This is a genomic window from Pseudomonas sp. ZY71, from assembly GCF_036542145.1.
Classification (GTDB): Bacteria; Pseudomonadota; Gammaproteobacteria; order Pseudomonadales; family Pseudomonadaceae; genus Aquipseudomonas; species Aquipseudomonas koreensis_A.
The window spans coordinates 2,905,790-2,927,511 of sequence record NZ_CP144274.1 but is presented as its reverse complement, the minus strand read 5'-3'; the positions used below and the strand labels follow the sequence as shown (position 1 = coordinate 2,927,511).

Sequence of the window (21,722 nt, the reverse complement as noted above, 5' to 3'; positions counted from 1 at the left end):
TTAGCGCGGACAAAAAAACGCCGGTCATATGACCGGCGTTTTTTTATGCCTGCTCGAATTACCAGAAGCGCTGTTGCGTCAGACGACTCCACCAGCTCAGCAGTACGCGGTCGACCGAACCGCTGGCGGCCATGCCGATACGCTCCTGCAAGCTTTTGCGTTCGGCGTAGTGCAGGTGATAGACCTCGGCCTTTTTCGCCCGGTCTGCCAGGTATTCATCACTGGTCTTGAGTTCATCGACCAGTTGTTTGTCCAGCGCCGCAACGCCGAGCCAGACTTCACCGGTGGCCACATCGTCAATCGCCAGTTGCGGGCGATAGCGGGCGACGAAGTTCTTGAACAGTTGATGGGTGATGTCCAGGTCTTCCTGAAACTTCTCGCGGCCCTTCTCGGTGTTTTCGCCAAACACGGTCAGGGTGCGTTTGTACTCACCGGCGGTGAGGACTTCAAAGTCGATGTCGTGCTTCTTCAACAAGCGGTTGACGTTGGGCAACTGTGCAACCACGCCGATCGAACCGAGAATCGCGAACGGCGCACTGATGATCTTCTCGCCGATGCACGCCATCATGTAGCCGCCACTGGCCGCAACCTTGTCGATGCACACGGTCAACGGCACGCCGGCCTCGCGAATACGCGCCAGTTGCGACGACGCCAGGCCGTAGCTGTGAACCATGCCGCCACCGCTTTCCAGACGCAGAACCACTTCGTCTTTTGGCGTGGCCAAGGTTAGCAGCGCGGTGATTTCATGGCGCAGGCTTTCAGTGGCGGACGCCTTGATGTCGCCATCGAAATCGAGGACGAATACGCGGGATTTGGCTTCAGGTTGCTTCTTCTGCTTTTTCGCGCTTTTCTCGGACTTGGCTTCACCCTTGCGCAAAGCCTTTAACTGATCCTTGTCGAGCAAGGTCTGCTCCAGGCGCTCACGCAGGCCTTTGTAGAAATCATTGAGTTTGCTGACCTGCAACTGACCGGCCGATTTGCGCCGGCCCTTGCTGCGCAATGCAGCAAAACTGGCGAGCACCACCAGAATGGCGATCACCAAGGTAACGGTCTTGGCCAGGAAACTGGCGTATTCGGTGAAAAACTCCACAGAGACTCCTTAAACGATGCGCGGATGTGAGGCACACGCGGGATGGCTCCAGCATACCCATGCGCCGGCTTGTCGGCCAGCCGTGAAACCTCTGGCAACACCCCTGTAACGGGCATTTCAAACAAGCGTATGTTTTTTCATTGACAGCTACCCGTCATCCTCATAACCTCGCCACAACCTTCAACGTACCGGGATGACGCGGACGTGGGCAGCATCTACTTGATTCGACATGGCCAGGCCTCCTTTGGTGCAGACGACTATGACGTCCTGTCGCCGACCGGTGTGCGCCAGGCAGAAATCCTCGGTCAGCACCTCGCTGAACTGGGTATCAGCTTCGATCGCTGCCTCGCCGGTGACCTGCGTCGCCAGCAGCACACGGCCACCAGCGCGCTGGCGCAATTCGCCGCCAAAGGGCTGCCGGTACCGACGCTGGAAACCGATTCCGCTTTCAACGAGTTCGATGCCGACGCGGTGATCCGTGCCCTGCTCCCGGACATGCTGGCAGACGAGCCGGAAGCTCTCGACATCCTGCGCAACGCCGCGCAGAACCGTGGCGAATTCCAACGTATTTTCGCCCTGATCATCGAGCGCTGGCTGGCCGGCACTTACGACACACCGGGGCTGGAAAGCTGGCTGGGTTTCGTCGAACGGGTTCAGGCCGGGCTGCAGCGGATTCTCGATCTGGCCGATAAAAACCAGAAAATCGCCGTGTTCACCTCCGGCGGCACCATCACTGCCCTGCTCCACCTCATTACGCAAATGCCTGCGAAACAGGCCTTTGAATTGAACTGGCAAATCGTCAACACCTCGCTCAACCAGCTGAAGTTCCGCGGTCGCGAGGTGGCTTTGGCCTCCTTCAACAGTCATGCACATCTGCAACTGCTGAAGGCTCCGGAACTCATCACTTTTCGCTGAGTCCGGTTAGCTGTGAACCTTGCTGTAATCAACCAGCTCTTATTACCAAGAAAGGATCGAACCATGACCTCCGTAGCTGATGCCGTAAAAGCAATGCAAGCCAAGTTCAACCCAGCCGCTGCTGCCGGTCTGGATCTGGTTTTCGGTTTCAACATCACCGACGAAGACAAGCAGTACTCGCTGATCGTCAAAGACGGCACTTGCGACATCCAGGAAGGCGAAAACCCTGACGCCAACTGCACGCTGGTGCTGGACAGCGAAACCCTCAAAGGTATCGTCAGCGGCGAAACCGACGGCATGCAGGCTTTCATGGGCGGCAAGCTGCGCGTTGAAGGCGACATGATGCTGTCGATGAAACTGTCCGAGCTGTTCCCGTCGTAATAGCGACGTTCAGTGACACAAAGATCCCGCCTTCATGGCGGGATTTTTACATTCGAGCGCTGAGGATTACTGCTCGCACCCAAGACCTGTGGGAGCGAGTTTGCTCGCGAAGGCGTCAACTCAGTCGACATCACCGTTGCCTGTCACATCGCATTCGCGAGCAGGCTCGCTCCCACATTTGATACGGGGTCGTCAGTAAACGAAGCGGCCAGTAACTCTCGGGTATACGGATGCCGCGCTGCATGAAACAGCGCATTTGTCTCACCTCGCTCCACCACCTCGCCGTCCTTCATCACAATCAGGTCATGCGCCAACGCGCGTACCACCGCCAGATCGTGGCTGATGAACAGGTACGTCAGGCCATGTTCTTGCTGCAAACGCCGCAGCAAAGCAACAATCTGCTTTTGCACCGTACGATCCAGTGCCGAGGTCGGTTCATCGAGCAAGATCAGATCCGGCTTGAGCACCAATGCCCGGGCAATGGCGATGCGTTGTCGCTGGCCACCGGAAAACTCGTGGGGATAGCGATGCCGTGTGACAGGGTCGAGACCGACTTCACGCAACACATCGATCACCGCCCGTTCGCGCTCAGCGGCGTTCAAATCGCTGTGCACCTGTAGACCTTCGGCGATGATCTGCTCCACACACAGGCGCGGACTGAGGCTGCCAAACGGATCCTGAAACACCACCTGCAGGCGTTTGCGCAGCGGCCGGAGTTGCTTGCCGCTCAACTGCTCCAGCGCCTCGCCCTGAAAGCGGATGCTGCCCTGGGCATCGAGCAACCGCAGAATCGCCTGACCCAACGTCGACTTGCCGGAACCGGACTCGCCGACGATCCCCAAGGTCTTGCCGCGCTGAAGATTCAAATCAATGCCATTGACCGCGTGCAAGTACGACTTCGCGCGCAGCCATCCGCCGCCCAAACGGAAACGCACATTGAGATCGCGCACCTCCAGCAAATTCTCAGCGGGCTCACGGCACAATGCCTCACCACCCGGTTCAGCGTTGAGCAACTCAATGCTGTAAGGATGTTGCGGCGCGCTGAACAGCAGTTCACAGGACGCCTGTTCGACAATCACCCCGCCACGCATGACCGCCACCCGCTGAGCGATATTGCGCACCAGATTCAAGTCATGACTGATGATCAATAACGCCATGCCCAACCGTTCTTGCAGCTCCTTGAGCAGCAGCAGAATCTTGCGTTGCACGGTCACGTCCAGCGCCGTAGTCGGCTCGTCGGCGATCAACAACTGCGGTTCGCAGGCCAGCGCCATGGCAATCATCACCCGTTGGCGCTGACCGCCCGAGAGTTGATGTGGATAGGCCTTGAGCCGCTCGCGCGGGCGCTGAATACCCACGAGTTCGAGCAACTGCACAATTCGCTGACGTGCAGCCGCTCCGGCCAACCCCTTGTGCAGCGCAAGGCTTTCGCCCAGTTGCCGCTCAATCGTGTGCAAAGGGTTCAGCGAGCTCATCGGCTCCTGAAAAATCATCGCGATGCGGTTGCCACGCAATTGCCGCAAGTAGCGCTCATGCACGCCCAGCAGTTCCGTGCCGTCATAGCGGATGCTGCCGTCGATCCGCGCGATGGCCGGGTCAAGCAATTGCAAAATGCTGTGCGCCGTCACCGATTTGCCCGAGCCGGACTCCCCAACCAGCGCCACGCACTCGCCGGGGCGGATATCAAGGTCGATGCCGTGCACCACAGACTGGCCATTGAAGGCGACGCGCAGGTCGCGTATTTCGATCAGATGTTCTGGCATCTCAAGTCCTCGGATCAAACGCATCGCGGCAGGCTTCGCCGATGAATACCAGCAGTGAAAGGATCAGCGCCAAGGCAAAGAACGCGGTGAGACCAAGCCACGGCGCTTGCAGATTGCTCTTGCCCTGACCGATCAACTCCCCCAGCGAAGCGCTGCCGGCCGGCATGCCGAAACCGAGAAAATCCAGTGCCGACAAGGTTGCAATTGCTCCAGTGAGAATGAACGGCAGATACGTCAGCGTCGCGCTCATGGCATTGGGCAGGATGTGCCGAACGATCACCTGCGCATCACCGACACCCAGCGCTCGTGCGGCTTTCACGTACTCGAGACCGCGGCTGCGCAGGAACTCGGCACGCACCACATCGACCAGGCTCAACCAGGAAAACAGCGCCATGATCCCCAGCAACCACCAGAAGTTCGGCTCGACAAACCCGGACAGAATGATCAGCAGGTACAACACCGGCAGCCCCGACCAGACCTCCAGCAAACGTTGACCGATCAGGTCGACCCAACCGCCGTAATAACCCTGCAATGCCCCGGCGGCGATGCCAATCACTGCACTCGCCGCGGTCAGCGCCAAGGCAAACAACAGCGATATGCGCGTGCCGAATATCACCCGTGCCAGCACGTCGCGCGCCTGATCATCAGTGCCCAGCCAGTTGTCGCCACTGGGCGGGCTCGGTGCCGGCTCCGTGAGGTCGTAATTGACCGTGTCGAACGCGAACGGGATCGGCGCAAACCACAACCGCCCGCCCTGCCCCTCGATCAATTGCCGCACCTGCGCGCTGCGATAGTCCGGTTGAAACGGCAGTTCACCGCCAAAGTCCTGCTCGGTGTAGCGCTTGAACGCCGGGAAATACCAGTCGCCCTGATACGTCACCAGCAGCGGTTTGTCATTGGCCACCAACTCACCGCCGAGGCTCAGGCCGAACAGCGCGAGAAACAGCCACAACGACCACCAGCCGCGCCGATGTGCCTTGAAGCGCGCCCAGCGGCGCTGGCCAATTGGAGATAACGTCAGCATCAGGCAGCCCTCGCGGTGAAGTCGATACGCGGGTCAACCAGCGTGTAACAAAGGTCGCCGAGCAGTTTTATCAGCAGGCCGAACAAGGTGAAGATGAACAGCGAACCGAACACCACCGGATAGTCGCGCGCGACCGCTGCTTCGTAACTGAGACGGCCGAGACCATCGAGGGAAAAGATCACTTCGATCAGCAACGAGCCGCCGAAAAACACCGTCACCAACGCTTGCGGCAAACCAGCGACGACCAGCAGCATCGCATTGCGAAACACATGGCCGTACAACACCTGCCGTTGACTCAGTCCCTTGGCGCGCGCGGTCACCACGTACAGTCGCGAGATCTCGTTGAGAAAACTGTTCTTGGTGAGGATCGTCAACGTGGCGAAACCACCGATGACCAAGGCAGTCACCGGCAGCACCAAGTGCCAGAAATAGTCGGCCACCTTGGCCCACGGCGACAGTTCGGCGAAGTTGTCCGAGACCAGCCCGCGCACCGGAAACCAGTCCAGCGCCGTGCCACCGGCAAACACCACGATCAGCAGCAGTGCGAAGAGAAATCCCGGCAGCGCATAACCGATGATGATCGCCACGCTGCTCCAGACATCGAACGCCGAGCCGTTGTGCACGGCTTTGCGAATGCCCAGCGGAATCGACACCAGATAGGTGATCAGCGTCGCCCAGACGCCCAGCGACAAGGTCACCGGCAGCTTCTGCCAGATCAATTCGGTGACGCTGGCACCGCGAAAAAAACTCTGGCCGAAGTCCAGTCGCGCATAGCTTTTGAGCATCAGCCACAAGCGCTCGCTGGCGGGTTTGTCGAAGCCATACTGACGCTCGATATCGGCCACCAGTTTCGGGTCCAGGCCTCGGGTGGCGCGAGACTCGCCCCCGACGGTTTCGACATGACTGGAACCCACCGCTGCCCCCAAGCCAATCCCCTGCAAGCGCGCAATGGCTTGCTCGACCGAGCCACCGGGTGCGGCTTGCACGATAACGAAGTTGACCAGCAGGATCGCCAGCAAGGTCGGCACGATCAGCAGCAGACGCCGCAGGCTATAACCCCACATGGGCGTACTCCTTGTGCATCTGCGTTGTGCTCAGTGCGGTCGGGCTGATTTCCCACCAGGTGTCGAGGCCGGCGTCATACAGCGGCGCAATCGCCGGTCGGCCGAAGCGGTTCCACCACACCGTGGAAATCCCTGGCGGGTAATAGTTGGGCACCCAGTAATAGCCCCACTGCAACACCCGATCCAGCGCATGAGCATGGCGCAGCAGACTCTCGCGATTGTCGGCCTGCACCAGCCCTTCGAGCAGGACATCGACGGCCGGATCGCGCAGCACCATGTAATTGTTTGAGCCGGGATCAGCGGCACCGTCGGAGCCGAAGTAATTGAACATCTCGCGCCCCGGTGCCTGACTCACCGGGTAACCGGCGACGATCATGTCGTAGTCGCGATTGCGCACGCGGTTGGTGTATTGCGCGGTGTCGACCTGGCGGATATCGAAGCCGATGCCGATCTGCGCCAGGTTGCGTTTGAACGGCAATAGCAGCCGTTCGAAACCTTTCTGGCCATTGAGAAACGTGAAGTGCAGCGGCTCGCCATTGGCGTTCACCAACTGATCGCCCTGAGGTTTCCAGCCAGCGGCCTCCAGCAGTTTCAGTGCCTGCAATTGTTCAGCGCGGATGTTGCCGCTGCCGTCGGTTTTCGGTGCTTCAAACACCGTGGTGAACACTTCATCGGGAATCTGCCCGCGCAACGGCTCAAGAATCTTCAGCTCTTCGGCATCCGGCAATGCAGTAGCCGCCAGTGCGCTGTGGGAGAAGAAGCTGCGCTGACGCAGGTACATGCTGCGCATCATTTGCCGGTTGCTCCATTCGAAATCCCAGAGCATGGCGATCGCCTGACGCACGCGACGATCCTGAAACGGCGGTTTCTGCAGGTTGAACACAAAGCCCTGCGCGCCTTGCGCGGCACCCGGTGCGAGGTGTTCACGAAGCAATTTGCCTTGCTCGAGTGCAGCGCCCGCGTAGCCGATGGTGTAACTGGTGGCAGAGAATTCGCGGTTGTAATCGAAGCCGCCGGCCTTGAGCACCTGCCGCGACACGTCGGTGTCGGCGAAGAACTCCACGCTCAGTTGATCGAAGTTGTAGAGGCCGCGAGTGATCGGCAGATCCTTGGCCCACCAGTCCTGCACCCGTTGAAATTTCACGCTGCGCCCCGCATCTACCGCGCTGATGCGATACGGGCCGCTGCCCGGCGGAATCTCGAAACCGCCGCCCTCGGCGAAATCGCGGGTGCGCCACCAATGTTCGGGCAGCACTGGCAGTGTCGCCAGGTCCAGCGGCAAGGTGCGGCTGTCGTTGTTCTTGAAGAGGAAGCGCACTTGCGTCGGCGACTCCACGACGACTTCAGCGACATCGCGAAACTGCTGACGGTATTTGAGGCTGCCCTGAGTGGTGAACAGCTCGAAGGTGTAGCGCACGTCTTCGGCGGTGATCGGCGTGCCGTCGTCGAAACGCGCCTTCGGGTTCAGGTAGAAGCGTATCCAGCGGCGATCCGGATCCAGCTCCATCTGCTGCGCCACCAGACCGTAGACGCTATAGGGTTCGTCCTTGCTGCGATAGGCCAGTGGCGCGTATAGCCAGCCATCGATATCGGCCACGCCGGTGCCTTTGTCGGTGTAGGGAATCAAGTGGTCGAACGGGCCGCTTTCCAGCGAAGAACGGCGCAGGCTGCCGCCCTTCGGTGCGTCGGGATTGGCGTAGGCCAGGTGCTGGAAGTCGGGAGCGTATTTGGCGGGTTCGCCGTAGACCGTTAACGCGGGTTGCGGGGCGGCCCAACTGAACGGCGTTAAAAGCGCGAAAGCGCTGAACAAAATGAGCCTTGAGAACATGGGCAGATCCTTTTACTCGGTGCTGCTACTGGCTTCATCGCGAGCAGGCTCACTCCTACAAGGGTCTGCGGTGAACACAAATCCAATGTAGGAGTGAGCCTGCTCGCGATAAGGCCAGAACAGTCACCACTCTTCCTGCCTACCTGTGATGTGCAACAGGCCGGCGATTTTTATAGGGCAGGCTTTAGATCGATAGGTGACTAAAACCGGCCATCACTGATCATTCTCAAAACTTGTAACTGACCCGCGTGTACAGCGTCCGCCCAAACGGGTCGCCATATTTCGGGTCGTAGCCGCTCTGGAACGTGTAGGTCTGGTTGCTGAACGGTGGTTCGCGGTCAAACAGGTTTTTCGCGCCGAGGGTCACGCTCAGGGTCTTGCGCCAGGTGTAGGTGCCGGCCAGATCCCAGACGTTGTACGAGCCGACGTAATCGTGGGTGTCGCGATCGGAGTCGTGGTAACCGCTGGTGTAGCGGTTGGTCAGGGCCGCGCCGAACGGACCGTAATTCCAGCTGCCGATCAGGCTGTGGCGCCAGCGCGCCACGGCACCCGCCGACGCAAAGTCACCGCCACGGAAATCGCCGAGCTTGTCGATGTAGTCGCCCTTGAGTTGTTGCTGGTAGTCATAGCGGGTGACGTAAGTGCCTTGCAGGCCAATGCCGAAATTGCCGTACGGTGTGCTCGGCAGACGGTAATCGAAGCTGACATCGACGCCGTTGGTCTTGATCTTGCCGAGGTTGGCCAGGCCGGTGACGATATGATCGATGGAGCCATCCGGCTTGCGCACCAGGCGATCCGGGTACAGTTCAGGGTTCTCGAACACCGCCGACTCGGGGAATTCGGCAATCTGGTTGGCGATGTCGATCCACCAGAAATCCAGCCCGGCCGTCAGGCGTTCGAACGGCTGGTAGACAAAGCCAAGGGTGACGTTGCGTGCGGTTTCCGGGCTCAGATCGGTATTGCCACCGCTGGTGCGATTGAACTGCTGCGCGCAGTCGCGGTTGGCGATGCCGCCATTGCTCGGATTGCCGCCAGCGCACAAGCGTGGATCGTTGTAGTTGGCGTTGGTGAAACTGGTGAAAGTCGGGTTGTACAGCTCATACAACGACGGCGCACGGAACCCTTCGCTGTAGGCACCACGTACCACCAACTCCTTGAACGGCTGGAAGCGGAACGAGTATTTCGGATTGGTGGTGCTGCCGAAGTCGCTGTACTTGTCGTGGCGTACGGCCGCGGACAATTCGAGGCTGTCGAGCACCGGCACATTGACCTCGGCGTACTCGGCCGAGACGCTGCGATCCCCGGCAACGCTGCCGTTCGGATCAACACCAAGGCTTTGCACGTCGCCGGCAAATTGCGCGAAATCCTGATGGAAGTCTTCCTTGCGATACTCGCCGCCCAGTGCCAATGCCGAAGGGCCGGCGCCGAACCAGTCGCCGATTTCACGACTGATACGCCCGTCGATGGCCTTCACCCGCCCTACCGCCGTGGCGTAATCACCGTCCACCGCGTTGGCCGCCAACAGCGCGGAACCGGCAGCCGTCTGCGGACCGAACGGGTTGATCACGCCATTGGCAATACCGGCGCTGACGGCGCGGTCGTTGACGTAACCGTCCTGAATGCTGTTGACCACTTTGTTCTGGTTGTACGAGGCACCGAGGTTGTAATCCCAGCCGACCAGCGTGCCGTCGAAACTCAGCAGCAAGCGCTGACTGGTGTTGTCGTCTTCGTGCTGACGCGCGCCAACGGCGGTTTCGCGCCAGTTCACGTCGACCGGTTGCGTCGGGTCGAGGGCAAAACCGTTCGGCCCGGGGGTGATGCCGTTGCCCGGATAGAACGCCGTGCCGGGGTTGACCTGATTACCCATCAAGGTGCCGGGGCCGATTTGCGTGCGGTTTTCGTTTTGCGCCCAGAAGTATTCGAGGCTGACGTTGTGATCGTCCGACAGCTTGCCGGTGGCTTTGGCGAAAGCCGAAGTCTTCTCCGTTTCCGGCACCAGATCGAGGTAGTTCCACAGGCTCTGCCGGCAGATGCCGTTGCGCGCCAGCAAACCCGGTGCGTTGCAGCCAGAACCGGCCAAAGGGTTGGTGGCGTTACTGCCCTGACTCCAGTTGGCCGGCGAGGCGGTGCCTGAGGTGTAATCAAGTCCGCGGTTGGGCTGATAGTTGTAGGTGTAACCGCGGTCTTCAGCGGCCAGGCGTTGCTGCTTGTCGTAACTGACCACACCAAACACGTTGAAGCGATCCTCCTGCAAATCACCGAAGCCCCAACTGCCGCTGAAGTTGCGGCTTTCCCCGCCCCCCGAATGGGTTGGCGTGTCGTAGTTGGTGCTGATCTGCCCTTCGGTGAGGCTGGTCTTGGTGATGAAGTTGATCACCCCGCCAATCGCATCGGTGCCATACAGCGCCGAGGCGCCATCGCGCAGCACTTCAACACGGTCAATGGCGGCGAACGGAATGGTGTTGAGATCGACACCGGAGCCGTTGATCGCATTGGTGGCGTTGTTGCTCAGGCGCCGACCGTTGAGCAGCACCAAGGTTTTGTTGGCGCCGATGCCGCGCAGATCCGCATAAGACGCACCGCCACTGCTTGACCCCACCGAACGCCCGGAGCCGACCGAAGACTGGTTGGCAGAAATGCGACTGACCAGCTCTTCGGTGGTGGTGACGCCCTGCTCGCGCAACTCTTCGACGCGCAGGATGGTCACCGGCACCGCCGTTTCTGCATCGACCCGGCGGATTGCCGTCCCCGTGACTTCGACACGCTGCAGTTGAGTGGTCGGTTCGGTTGCCGTGCTGTCAGCGGCAATGGCCGGCAGCGTGTTGATTGCCAGCAGCAAGGCCAGGCTCAAAGGTGATTTGACGGGTGAAAACTGAATCATGAACAGCCATCCCTGCGTTTTGGTTTATGCAGGGATGTGCAATGACGAATAAGGATTTATAGAGGGCGACTTAGACTGTTGGGTGCTGAGGTTATGCAAAGAATGCCATGCCTCCGTATCAAGCCGATGCCATCTCCCTCAGCAACCGTGTATCCAGGCCAAAACGTTCTTGAGAGACCATTTTGAACTGCCCCGCTGCGAGGTCGCAGCTCACCAGCAGATTCCACGAGTGGCGGGTTGCCGCCGAGGGAATCAGGACAAACGGATGCTCATCCAGTAAAGCGTCGGCAAACCGCTGTTGATTGGGCGAAGGCCACGCGGGACTCAACCAGTAAGGATTCGGTACCTCTTCAGGCTGAACGACTTTGACCCGTGCATCGCGGATGACTTCAAAGCACGTCAGCACATATGGCTCTCTGTCCAGTGCATCAAAACTATTATTGGCCGCCACCTCCAGAATGGCCGAGGACGGGTCGACAGATGCATAGACGACTCGCCGGCCAGGCGCATTCCATCGACCGCCCTTCAGTTTTGAACCCATCCCGCTGTCCCATGTCTCTCCGTAGGCCTCCTGATCCAGGCGCCAGCCATACCAGTGCCCTTCCCAGGGCAAAGGATTCATGGGTAACCCCCGTACAGAACCCGACACAAGTATTGCTCGACCATCTGGAAACCCAGTGGATGGTGGGTCAACTCCAACGGCACGTAGCCGTTAAGGTAAGGGATGGATTTCTGCATCCATATTTCCGCCTGTGACAGCCCCCCGAATGCACGAGTGGCCATCTCCAGCACCAGCGCATATTGGTAGGCGACAACACTCTGCTGCGCGTCAAGCCGTATCGATTTGCCTTCCTTCAGCAGCCGCTGCACGGTTCTGACAGACCTGCCGGTGATGCGTTTGACCATGTCTTCGCGCAGGTACATTTCGGAAGTCGAAAGCATGTTGACGACGTCGCTCAGCTCAAAGCCCTCCTCGGTAAGGCGGACAATCAGCATGGCGTCGTCACCGAGGTCCTGGCCGTTCACGAGAAGATCGACAGGCTTGCCCGCGACCTTCTTCAGCCCCGTCAGCCGGGGCACTTTTGCTTGGGGCATCGCGACATCCTCCATCGGGCATCTGGCGCGATCGTCGATCCAGAAGTTGCGCAGGGAATAAACAGAGGTTTCATGCTCAATGAGTGGGGTACGCATAATTGATCCTTTATCCGGGAGCCTGAGCGCTCAAGCTGCTCAGCGACTTCAATGTCAGATCCAATGCTATAGATCGCGCTTCCGACGACCAACCTGAAAAGGTCGTCGGAAATATCCCCTGCTTATCGCAAAACCTGCCATTTTCCGTAGGACGTAAACGCGAGATGCCTGCCCTCAGCCGCCGAAGTGATAACTCACATCGAGCCACCATTGCCGTCCATACGGGTCATAGTTGCCGGTCGGGTAATACGGCCACCCCGCCGAGTCATCGTGTTTGACCTGATTGAGCACGTTGTTCACGGTCAGCCCGACACTTGCCCGATCATTGAGCTTGTAACGCGCACTGGCGTTGAACACCGTCCACGGCGACAGGCGCCCGTCTCCTGCACCGTTGGTGACCGAACCGTAACGAATGCCCATCAGCGTCGCCGTGGCCTTCTGGTAATCCCAGGTCAGGCTGGCGTTGACCTTGCTGCGCCAGTCGTAATTGGTGCGTGAAGTGCGCCAGTCTTGCGTCGGTGCTTCTTCCGATTCCTTGTAGTAATGCGAAAGCACCAAGGTGTAGCCCAGCGCCGAACTGAACGCGCCGTACTGCCCGGCACCCCAGCGGATATTGCTCTTGAAGTCCAGACCACTGACCCGCTCGCTGGCGGCGTTGATCGCATTGACCCGCACGCGATTCAGCTGGTTGGGATCGACTGCGGCATTGCCGGCGTTGCGATCGATGCGCGCCAAAGTCGACTGGCAATTGGCCGAATTGATGTCCTGCGTACCGTTGCGGCACTCGTTCTCTTGTTGCAACAAGCGGTTTTCATCGACGGTGGTCAGCAGATCATCGATCTCGACGCGCCAGAAATCCGTGGAGAAATCGAAGTTGCGCGACGGCGACCAGACAAACCCGTAGGTCCACGATTTGCCGCGTTCAGACTCCAGATTCGCGGTGCCGCTCTGGGTGTAGTCGACTCGCCCACGATCACACGCGCCCTCCACGCCCTGGCTGCAACCGTAGTAATCGATCTGCGCCGGGTAGTAGCCGTTGCTGTCGGACTGGTAGATGTAATTCAGGTCCGGCGCACGGAAACTGGTGCCGTAACTGCCGCGCAGCAACAGGCTGGTGACCGGGCGCCACTCAAGCCCGAGGTTGTAGGTTTTCTGCTGCTCGGTGCGGCCGCTGAATTTGTATTGGTCCCAGCGCCCGGCGGCAGTCGCCAACAGCGTGTCGGTGACCGGAATGCTGAACTCGCCACCCGCCGCATAGCGCTTGCGCGAGCCCCCGGAACTTTGTTGTGGGCTTACGCCGTAAAACGTGCCGTCGTTGAGGCCATCGTCCGGGTCAACGCGATACTCCTGCTTGCCCGCTTCCAGCACCCCGGCGAAACCCACCGGGCCGGCCGGCAAGTCGAACAGATCACCATTGACCGAAGCGTTGTAACTGGTCGACACCGACTTGCTGCTCTGGGTCAGATTGCCGCGAAACTGCTGCCACTCCTGCGGCGTTAGCGGCCGGTCCAGCCTAGAGGCATCCGGGGCGAACACCGGATAACCGCCGCTGACACCGAGTTGCGGGCCGAGGTAGAAATCCTGAATCGATGACAGTGGCGTGTAGCGCGTGGTCCTGACGCTGCGATATTCCGAGCGATTGGCTGCCAGATCGTAACTCCAGCCGGTGTCGGCGATCTTGTCCGAGAGCCCCAGGGTGCCGGTCCACGAGGTGTCGCGCCACTTGCTGTTGTTGCTGGTGCGCCCGCCGATTTCCTCTTCGCCGAAGCGTCGATACCAGCGCTCCAGATTGCCGCTGTTCTGGTTAATGAAATCCGGCGAGGTGAAGGTCGGCCCGCGCGTGTTGTTCTGGATATGGTCGAGGCCGTACATCAAATCGGCGAAGACCTGACCGCTGTCGCTGAAATGCCAGGTGCCACGGGTGTAGCCGTCGTAGTTTTCCTTCTGGGTCTGCACGGTCCAGTAATCGTTGTACATCTGATCGGTGCGGCAGCGCCCGCCGCTGTTGACCAGTTTGTTGTCGAAGGTGCCCTGATATGCACCGCAACCCGGTCCCAGATAACGACTGTTGCTCAGGTCGCGGCGGTAACCGACGTCCGCCAACGGGCCGTTTTGCATAAAGCCACGGTCATCGGCCCAGATCGGATCGCGGTTAGTCAGTTCCAGACCGAACAAACCGTCAAAATCCCCCCAACTGCCGCCGCCGCTGATCTGCAAACGCTGGTTGTCACCGCCGCCGCGCTCACTGGTGCCGCCCTTGAGGTTGACGTCGACGCCGTTGATCTTGTCCTTGAGGATGATGTTGACCACCCCGGCGATCGCGTCCGAGCCGTAAATCGCCGAGGCGCCGCTGCTGAGGATTTCGATGCGTTCGATAACCGCCGACGGAATGTTCGCCAGGTTGGTGAAGTTGACCTTGCCGTCGTACGGCGTCGGGTAGTCGGCGACGCGACGGCCATTGATCAGCACCAGCGTATGGTTCGGGCCGAGGCCGCGCAGGTTGAGCGCGCTGGCCGCCGGTTGCCAGGTGTTGCCGTAATCTTCGCCTTGGGTCATGCCGGTGTTTTGCGTCTGCGTCGCGAGGGCGTCGTAGACGTTTTTGTAGCCGCGCGCCTCCATTTCCTCGTGGGTGATGACGTTGACCGGCGTGGCGCCATCGCTCTGCGCGCGGGCGATGCGTGAGCCAGTGACGGTGACTTTTTCCATGCGGTAATCGGCGCTGGTGACCGGTGCCACGGTCGTGACTTTCGCCGGCGCATCGGCTGCACGAACGGTCAGGCCCTGAGTGCTTTGCTCGACTTGCAGGTCGCTGCCGAGCAAGGCTTTTTCTACTGCCTGACGACCGCCCAACGCACCGCGCACCGCCGCGCTGCGTTTGCCCTGCACCAGCTCCTGACTAAAGGAAATCGGTACACCGCTCTGCCGCGAGATTCCCAGCAGCACTTCGTCGAGCGGTCCGCTGGCGATGTCGAAGGTAAACACCGCTGCAGCAGGTTCCTGGGCAACCGCCGCCCATGGACTGATGCCCATCGCCAACGCAGCGGCGAGGGTCAATCGAGGTAATTGTTGTTTGATTGAGAACATCGAAGGGTTTCCCTGTTGAAGGCATCTGCAGGGAATGAGCAGCGGGCCGGCGCTTTTTATAGGGCGGCGATTAGGCCAAGAAGTTATGGGTTTATAACCGCGCGTCGATGCTGACCCAGTACGGGTTGTGCCAGGTGACGCGGATCGGCAGCGAGCGTTCCAGCAGTTGCAACGTACGATCGCTGTCGTCGAGCGGATAGAGGCCACTGAGGTGCAGATCGGCGACTTCCGGACTCAGATGCAAGATGCCGCGACGGTAGCGACGCAGGCTGTCGATGACCTCGCGCAGAGGCCGGTCGCGCACCTCCAGTCGACCTTGCACCCAGGCACTTTCCTGACCGGTGCTGCGTTCCAGCGACAGCACTCCAGCGCCGTTGAATAACAGACTTTCTCCGGCCTGCACCACTTGCCGCTCGCCACCCGCCGTGACCACTTCGACCTGCGAATGGAGCATCACCAAACGCGTCGTATCTTCGCTGTACTGCACGAGAAACTTCGTCCCCAGCGCCCGCATGCGCCCATGTTCGGTCTCGACCACGAAGGGCCGCGCCGGCTCTTTTGCCACGTCGACCAGCAACTCGCCACTGCGCAACGCGAGCAAGCGTTGCTGGCCATCGAACAACGGCACCACTCGACTGCGCGCATTCAGGGTCAGCGCACTGCCGTCGGCCAAGGTGAAGTCACGTCGTTCACCGGTCCCGGTCGACAACTCCCCCGCCTCCGGCAGCCAGCCGTAGCGCCGTCCGAGCAACCCGGCCAACAGCGCAATGCCGAGCACACTCAAACTGCCGCTGATGAATCGTCGGCGACTCGACGGCGCATTGAGGCTGTGCAGCAGGCTGTTGCGCGGCACGTTGCGCAAGGTTGGATTACGCAGCAGATTGAGGCCGCCGCCCATCTGCTCGATGACCTGCTGATGCCGAGGATCGGCAACGCGCCAGGCCTCAAACGCGGCCCGCTCAGCCATGCCCGCCTCGCCCGACTGCAGCAACGCCAGCCATTGCGCCGCCTCGTCGATCACCGCGTCGTCCGGCCTCATGCCTGCATTGCCTGATAGCAACGCTTGAACGCTTCGACCATGTATTGCTGCACGCGACTGGTCGATACGCCGAGGCGTTCGCCGATCTCGCTGTAGGTCAAACCGTCGAGTTGATGGTAGAGAAACGCCGCTTTGGCTTTGGCCGACAGCCCGTTGAGCAAGCGATCAACTGCCAGCAACGCTTCGATCACCATCGCCCGCTCTTCCGGAGACGGATGCACCGGTTCGGGCGCCAGCGCCAGACTTTCCAGATAGGCGCGCTCAAGGTCCTGACGGCGCCAGCCTTCGTACACCAGCCGCCGGGCGATGGTGGTGAGCAGCGCGCGTGGCTCGCGAATGGCCGTGGGGTCAGGCAGTGCCAGCACCCGCAGAAAGGTTTCCGAAGCGATGTCCTGCGCACTGTGCGGGCAACCCAGCGTGCGGCCAACGGCAGCACACAGCCAGCGATAGTCCTTTTGGAACATCTGCCCGATGATCTGGTAATGCGGGTTGTACCCACCCATGCCTTGCTCCCTGAAACGGGTCCCACCCGCTGCGAAAAACCATCGTTCTGCCGGGATCGTCCGGCTCTGATCAGGCGCGACTGTGCAATAGCCTCGAAGACATTTGAAGTAATAAAAAATCAGCACAAGCAAACCATTGAGCATAAGCCGCTTCGTCGCCGCAGAAACATTGGCTGACACAACGTTGACCTCGGTCACTGGCGCGTGGCCGGCCACTGATTAATCTCGCGGCTCCATCGAAAGCCAGGGACGGCTCACCGAGAGCCCGAGGCTGAACTCACTCAAGGAAGAGCAAGCATGCGACCACTCAACATCATTCTGCTGTCATCGGCCTTCAACGGCCTGACCCAACGCGCCTGGCTGGAACTGCGTGAGGCCGGGCACTCACCCAGCGTTGTGCTGTTTACCGATGAACAAGCGGTGTGCGAGCAGATCGAACACAGCGGCGCGGATCTGGTGATCTGCCCGTTCCTCAAAGACCGTGTGCCGCAGGCGCTGTGGAGCAATACCCAGCGTCCGGTGGTGATCATCCATCCCGGCATCGTCGGCGATCGCGGCGCCAGTGCCCTCGACTGGGCGATTACCAACGAGCTGCCGAGCTGGGGCGTTACCGCGTTGCAGGCTGTTGAGGAAATGGACGCCGGCCCGGTGTGGGCGACCTGCGAATTCAACCTGCCGGCGGGCCTGCGCAAATCCGAGCTGTACAACGGTCGGGTCAGTGACGCAGCGATTCGTTGTATTCGCGAAGTGGTGGAGAAATTCGTCGAAGGATTCGAGCCGATTGCCCTCGACTATGCCAATGCGAAAGTGCGTGGGCGTTTGCAGCCGAACATGAAACAGGTCGACCGCAGTTTCAGCTGGCACGACTGCGCGCGCTTCATCAAACGCTGCATCGATGCCGCCGACGGCCAGCCCGGTGTGCTGGCGAGCCTGGCCGGCGGTCAGTATTACGTTTACGACGCACACCTCGATTCGCGCAGCGGCGTGCCCGGCGAAATTCTCGCAGTGCATGACGATGCCGTACTCGTCGCGGCCGGCGATCAAAGCCTGTGGATCGGCGCACTACGGCGCAAACCGCAACCCGGCGAGGAAACCTTCAAGCAACCGGCGCGGCACCTGTTGGCCGGGCAACTGGACGATGTGCCGGTGCTCGACTGGTCGATTGCCACGCAGCCGTTCAGTGACGAAGCGTATCAACCGCTGCGGTATCGCGAATCCGGCATCGTCGGCGAGCTGACCTTTGAGTTCTACAACGGCGCCATGAGCACCGAGCAATGCCAGCGCATGGTCGCCGCGCTGCGCTGGGCCAAATCCCGTGATACCCAGGTGTTGCTGATCAAGGGCGGGCGCGGCAGTTTTTCCAACGGCGTGCATTTGAACGTGATTCAAGCCGCGCAGGATCCGGGCGCCGAAGCCTGGGCAAATATTCAGGCGATCGACGATGTCTGCGCAGAACTGCTGACGGCCCGGCAACTGGTGGTCAGCGGCGTTACTGGCAATGCCGGCGCCGGTGGTGTGATGCTCGCACTGGCGGCCGACATTGTTTTTGCCCGCGCCGATGTCGTGCTCAATCCGCATTACAAGAGCATGGGTTTGTATGGCTCCGAATACTGGACCTACAGCCTGCCCCGCGCCGTCGGCCCGGCCATGGCCGAGCAATTGACCCAGGCCTGTCTGCCGGTGAGCGCGGTGCAGGCGTGGCAACTGGGCATGGTTCAGGAAATCGGTCCGCGCTGCCCGGATGAGTTTTCGCTGTGGTTGCTGCAACGGGCCAATGGAGTTTTGAGCGATCCGACCTATGCGGCGGTGCGTGAACGCAAGGCGCGGGTTGATCAGGTGTTGATCCAGCAAAGCCGCGAAACTGAACTGCAAGAGATGCAGGAAGACATGCTCTACAACCGCAATCAATTTGCCGAGAAGTGCCGCAATTTTGTCTTCAAGCGCAAGGTCTGTGGCACGCCGACGCGGTTGATCGAGGAGTGGGCGCGGGGGCGTTTGACCGAGTTGGCCAGTTGATTTTGGCGGTGACTGCTTTCCCCTCACCCTAGCCCTCTCCCGAGGGAGAGGGAACCGAGCCGGGGATATTGGGGATTTACACCGACCTGAGGGTCTTGCTCTGAATCCATAATCGACTCGATCTTTCAGGTCGATGTATGGCGCAAGACACCTAGGTCAGTCCCCTCGCCCACAACTTCTATACAAGCGCATGGTGTGTGGCACGCCGACGCGATTGATCGAGGAGTGGGCGCGGGTGCGGTTGACCGAGGTGGCCAGTTGATTTTGGCGGTGACTGCTTTCCCCTCACCCTAGCCCTCTCCCGAGGGAGAGGGAACCGAGCCGGGGATATTGGGGATTTACACCGACCTGAGGGTCTTGCTCTGAATCCATAATCGACTCGATCTTTCAGGTCGATGTATGGCGCAAGACACCGAGGTCAGTCCCCTCGCCCACAACTTCTATACAAGCGCATGGTGTGTGGCACGCCGACGCGATTGATCGAGGAGTGGGCGCGGGTGCGGTTGACCGAGGTGGCCAGTTGATTTTGGCGGTGACTGCTTTCCCCTCACCCTAGCCCTCTCCCCAAGGAGAGGGAACTGACCGAGGTGTCTGGCGCCCTGCATCGACCTGAAAAAACGTGTCGATTATGGATTCAACGCTGATCGTTCAAGTCGGTGCATTTCTTCAATATCCCCCAATCAGTCCCCTCTCCCTCCGGGAGAGGGTTAGGCGGGCGGCGATCCGATGAGGGGCTTTTGCCTTTACAATGCCCGACACCTCAAACACCGGCCCGCCCATGGACATCGATCTCGCTCGCACCTTCCTGGAAATCGTCCGCCACGGCAGCCTCGCCGCGGCCGCGCAGAAGCTGTTCGTCACGCAAACGGCGATCACCGCCCGGGTGCAGAAACTCGAAAGTCAGCTGGGCAGCACACTGTTCGTGCGCAACCGCGCCGGGGCCAAACTGACGCCCAATGGCGAGGCCTTTGTCATCTATGCCAATCAACTGGTGCAGACCTGGGAAGCCGCGCGCCGCGATCTGCCGCTGCCCGAGGGTTATCACAACGTGCTGCACATCGGTGGCGAAGTCAGCCTGTGCAACCCGTTGATGCTCAGTTGGGCGGCGGAGTTGCGCGAAAAGATTCCCGGGCATGCCCTGCGCATGGAAATCCGCGACGGCGAAAACCTCCTGCGCCAGCTCGAACTCGGTGTGCTCGACGCCGCACTGGTCTATCAGCCGGAATACTGGCCCGGATTGCAGGTCGAGCAGGTGCTGGAAGAAAAACTGATTCTGGTGCGCGCGCCCGAGCGCCCCGATCCCTACGTCTACATCGACTGGGGCCCGGACTTCCGCCGCCAGCATGACGCCGCCCTGCCGGAAAAAGCCAAAGCGGCGCTGAGTTTCAACCTCGGTCCACTGGCCCTGCAATACATTCTCGAACACGGCGGCAGCGGCTACTTCCGCACCCGTGTGGTACGCACGTATCTGGAAAGCGGCGCCCTGGAAGCAGTGACCAAAGCCCCTGAATTCGGCTACCCGACTTATCTTGTCTACTCACGCGACCGCGATTCGGCAACGCTGCAACAAGCCTTCCATCTGCTGCGCGAAGTGATCCGCACCGATGACGACTGGTCGCAACGCTGGAACCCTCTGAGCTGAAGCGGCAGCTTCGTACCGGAGCATGGCGCATGTGACACCGAGGTCCGGCCTGCACAAACGGCCGGATCGGCTAATCTGCCGGGTATAACAACAATCCCGCAGGTGATGCAGTGAGGCAGACCACCGAGGCATTTCGCAGCCGCTACCGCGCGGCCATTCACCCGCTGTACAACCCGTGGCTGCACGGTGCCTTCGTGCTGCTGTTCGGCGTTCTGGCGATCGCTGCGTTCTGGGGCAGCGTGCGGCAGGTCAGCCTGCTGGAATGGCTGACGGTGCCGTTGACCCTGCTGCTGTTCAATTTCGGCGTGTACATGGTCCATCGCCATCTCGGCCACCACAAAAAAACCTTCGCGAAAATGTTCTACGCCCGGCATGCCGGCGATCATCACAGTTTCTTCACCCCCGGCCATATGACCTACGACAGTGCGCGTGACTGGCGGGTGATTCTGTTCCCCGCCTGGCTGATTGTGCTGCATACGCTGGTGATCACCTCACCGTTGTGGTGGCTGTTGGCACAGGTAAACGCCAACGTTGCCGGGTTGTTCGGTGGCTGCATGGTGCTGGGTTATCTGACTTACGAGGTGTTCCACGCCTGCGAGCATTTGCCGGCGGACAACCCGCTGACGCGGCTGCCATGGATCCGCCAGATGCGCCGCTTGCACGAGCTGCATCACCGCCGCGAACGCATGCAGGAGCGCAATTTCAACATCGTCCTGCCGCTGATGGACTACCTGTTCGGCACCCTTTACCGGGAGCCGGAAACCGCCCCGTTGAACTATTCGAGACAAGCCATGACCCGCATGCAGCACACCATTGACATCGCTGGCGACCCGATTGCCGTACTTGCCTACGCCGCCAGTGTCGGGCGCTGGCCGGAGTGGCACCCCTCGTCGCTGAAAATCGACGGCCCACACGGCCCGCTGCATGCCGGCGCGCGCTTTGAAGAGGACATTCATTCCGGCGGTCGTGAAGGCCATTTGAGCTGGGAAGTCACCGAGTATTTGCCCGGCCGACGCTGGTGCGCGCGGGCGCAGGGCGATCATGGCTTATCGCTGCTGCTGACCTATGAATGCAGCGCCGAAGGCAGCGGCACGCGATTTGTGCGCACGCTGGATTATCGCTTCGGCGGTCTGGGAATGCGCATCGCCAATCACCTGCTGCTGAAACGCCGCATCGAGCGCGAATCCGCCGCATCGATGCTGGCGCTGCGTGACATGGCCGCCCAGTACCTGGCCTCGGCGAGGGCCAGCGCGTGAAGCTAGGGCATCTGTTGTTGCTGCTGATCCTCATCGTCATCGCGT

At 60.4% G+C, this 21,722-nt stretch carries 16 protein-coding genes; 5 read left to right on the top strand and 11 right to left on the bottom strand.

What is annotated here, in order from left to right:
- Positions 1 to 58 precede the first annotated feature (58 nt).
- On the bottom strand, positions 59 to 1,090 hold the full coding sequence (sohB, locus tag VY732_RS13020) for a protease SohB (RefSeq protein WP_077573155.1): 1,032 nt from the start codon (positions 1,088 to 1,090) through the stop codon (positions 59 to 61).
- A 204-nt stretch (positions 1,091 to 1,294) separates the two neighbouring features.
- Between sohB and VY732_RS13015 the strand changes: the two genes are divergently transcribed.
- Positions 1,295 to 2,005, top strand: a complete 711-nt coding sequence (locus tag VY732_RS13015; protein WP_150705592.1) for a histidine phosphatase family protein — start codon at positions 1,295 to 1,297, stop codon at positions 2,003 to 2,005.
- Positions 2,006 to 2,068: 63 nt separating this feature from the next.
- Complete coding sequence (locus tag VY732_RS13010) at positions 2,069 to 2,386, top strand: SCP2 sterol-binding domain-containing protein (protein WP_007912567.1); 318 nt, start codon at positions 2,069 to 2,071, stop codon at positions 2,384 to 2,386.
- 143 nt (positions 2,387 to 2,529) lie between these two features.
- Here VY732_RS13010 and VY732_RS13005 read toward each other — a convergent pair whose 3' ends face one another.
- The 10 genes from VY732_RS13005 to VY732_RS12960 form a co-directional block, all read right to left on the bottom strand.
- A complete protein-coding gene (locus tag VY732_RS13005; RefSeq protein WP_331695619.1) occupies positions 2,530 to 4,149 on the bottom strand; it encodes an ABC transporter ATP-binding protein in 1,620 nt (539 codons plus the stop codon).
- A gap of 1 nt (position 4,150) precedes the next feature.
- Entirely contained in the window at positions 4,151 to 5,173 is a 1,023-nt protein-coding gene (locus VY732_RS13000) for an ABC transporter permease (protein ID WP_331695618.1), read from the bottom strand.
- On the bottom strand, positions 5,173 to 6,237 hold the full coding sequence (locus VY732_RS12995; protein WP_331695617.1) for a microcin C ABC transporter permease YejB: 1,065 nt from the start codon (positions 6,235 to 6,237) through the stop codon (positions 5,173 to 5,175). Before VY732_RS12995 ends, VY732_RS13000 begins: the two co-directional genes overlap by 1 nt.
- Positions 6,224 to 8,065: an extracellular solute-binding protein gene (locus tag VY732_RS12990; protein WP_331695616.1), complete on the bottom strand. Its 1,842-nt coding sequence runs from the start codon at positions 8,063 to 8,065 to the stop codon at positions 6,224 to 6,226. Before VY732_RS12990 ends, VY732_RS12995 begins: the two co-directional genes overlap by 14 nt.
- A gap of 226 nt (positions 8,066 to 8,291) precedes the next feature.
- Positions 8,292 to 10,946, bottom strand: a complete 2,655-nt coding sequence (locus VY732_RS12985) for a TonB-dependent receptor (protein ID WP_331695615.1) — start codon at positions 10,944 to 10,946, stop codon at positions 8,292 to 8,294.
- A 118-nt stretch (positions 10,947 to 11,064) separates the two neighbouring features.
- Entirely contained in the window at positions 11,065 to 11,568 is a 504-nt protein-coding gene (locus VY732_RS12980; protein WP_077573163.1) for an RES family NAD+ phosphorylase, read from the bottom strand.
- A complete protein-coding gene (locus VY732_RS12975; protein ID WP_177412546.1) occupies positions 11,565 to 12,041 on the bottom strand; it encodes an antitoxin Xre/MbcA/ParS toxin-binding domain-containing protein in 477 nt (158 codons plus the stop codon). The genes VY732_RS12980 and VY732_RS12975 overlap by 4 nt, the downstream gene beginning before the upstream one ends.
- Positions 12,042 to 12,311: 270 nt before the next feature.
- Positions 12,312 to 15,221 (bottom strand): TonB-dependent receptor, encoded by a 2,910-nt coding sequence (locus VY732_RS12970; protein ID WP_077573164.1) that lies wholly within the window; start codon positions 15,219 to 15,221, stop codon positions 12,312 to 12,314.
- 91 nt (positions 15,222 to 15,312) lie between these two features.
- Positions 15,313 to 16,260, bottom strand: coding sequence for a FecR family protein (locus VY732_RS12965; protein ID WP_331695614.1), 948 nt, complete (start codon positions 16,258 to 16,260; stop codon positions 15,313 to 15,315).
- Complete coding sequence (locus VY732_RS12960; RefSeq protein WP_331695613.1) at positions 16,257 to 16,763, bottom strand: sigma-70 family RNA polymerase sigma factor; 507 nt, start codon at positions 16,761 to 16,763, stop codon at positions 16,257 to 16,259. The genes VY732_RS12965 and VY732_RS12960 overlap by 4 nt, the downstream gene beginning before the upstream one ends.
- 297 nt (positions 16,764 to 17,060) lie before the next feature.
- On the opposite strand from VY732_RS12960, the gene VY732_RS12955 reads away from it, so the two are divergent.
- From VY732_RS12955 to VY732_RS12945, 3 genes are all read left to right on the top strand, one after another.
- Positions 17,061 to 18,779 carry a hydrogenase maturation protein gene (locus tag VY732_RS12955; RefSeq protein WP_331695612.1) on the top strand — a complete coding sequence of 573 codons (1,719 nt, stop codon included), beginning with the start codon at positions 17,061 to 17,063 and terminating at the stop codon, positions 18,777 to 18,779.
- 778 nt (positions 18,780 to 19,557) lie between these two features.
- Entirely contained in the window at positions 19,558 to 20,421 is an 864-nt protein-coding gene (locus VY732_RS12950) for a LysR family transcriptional regulator (RefSeq protein ID WP_077573167.1), read from the top strand.
- A 110-nt stretch (positions 20,422 to 20,531) separates the two neighbouring features.
- Positions 20,532 to 21,677 (top strand): sterol desaturase/SRPBCC family protein, encoded by a 1,146-nt coding sequence (locus tag VY732_RS12945; RefSeq protein WP_331695611.1) that lies wholly within the window; start codon positions 20,532 to 20,534, stop codon positions 21,675 to 21,677.
- Positions 21,678 to 21,722 lie beyond the last annotated feature (45 nt).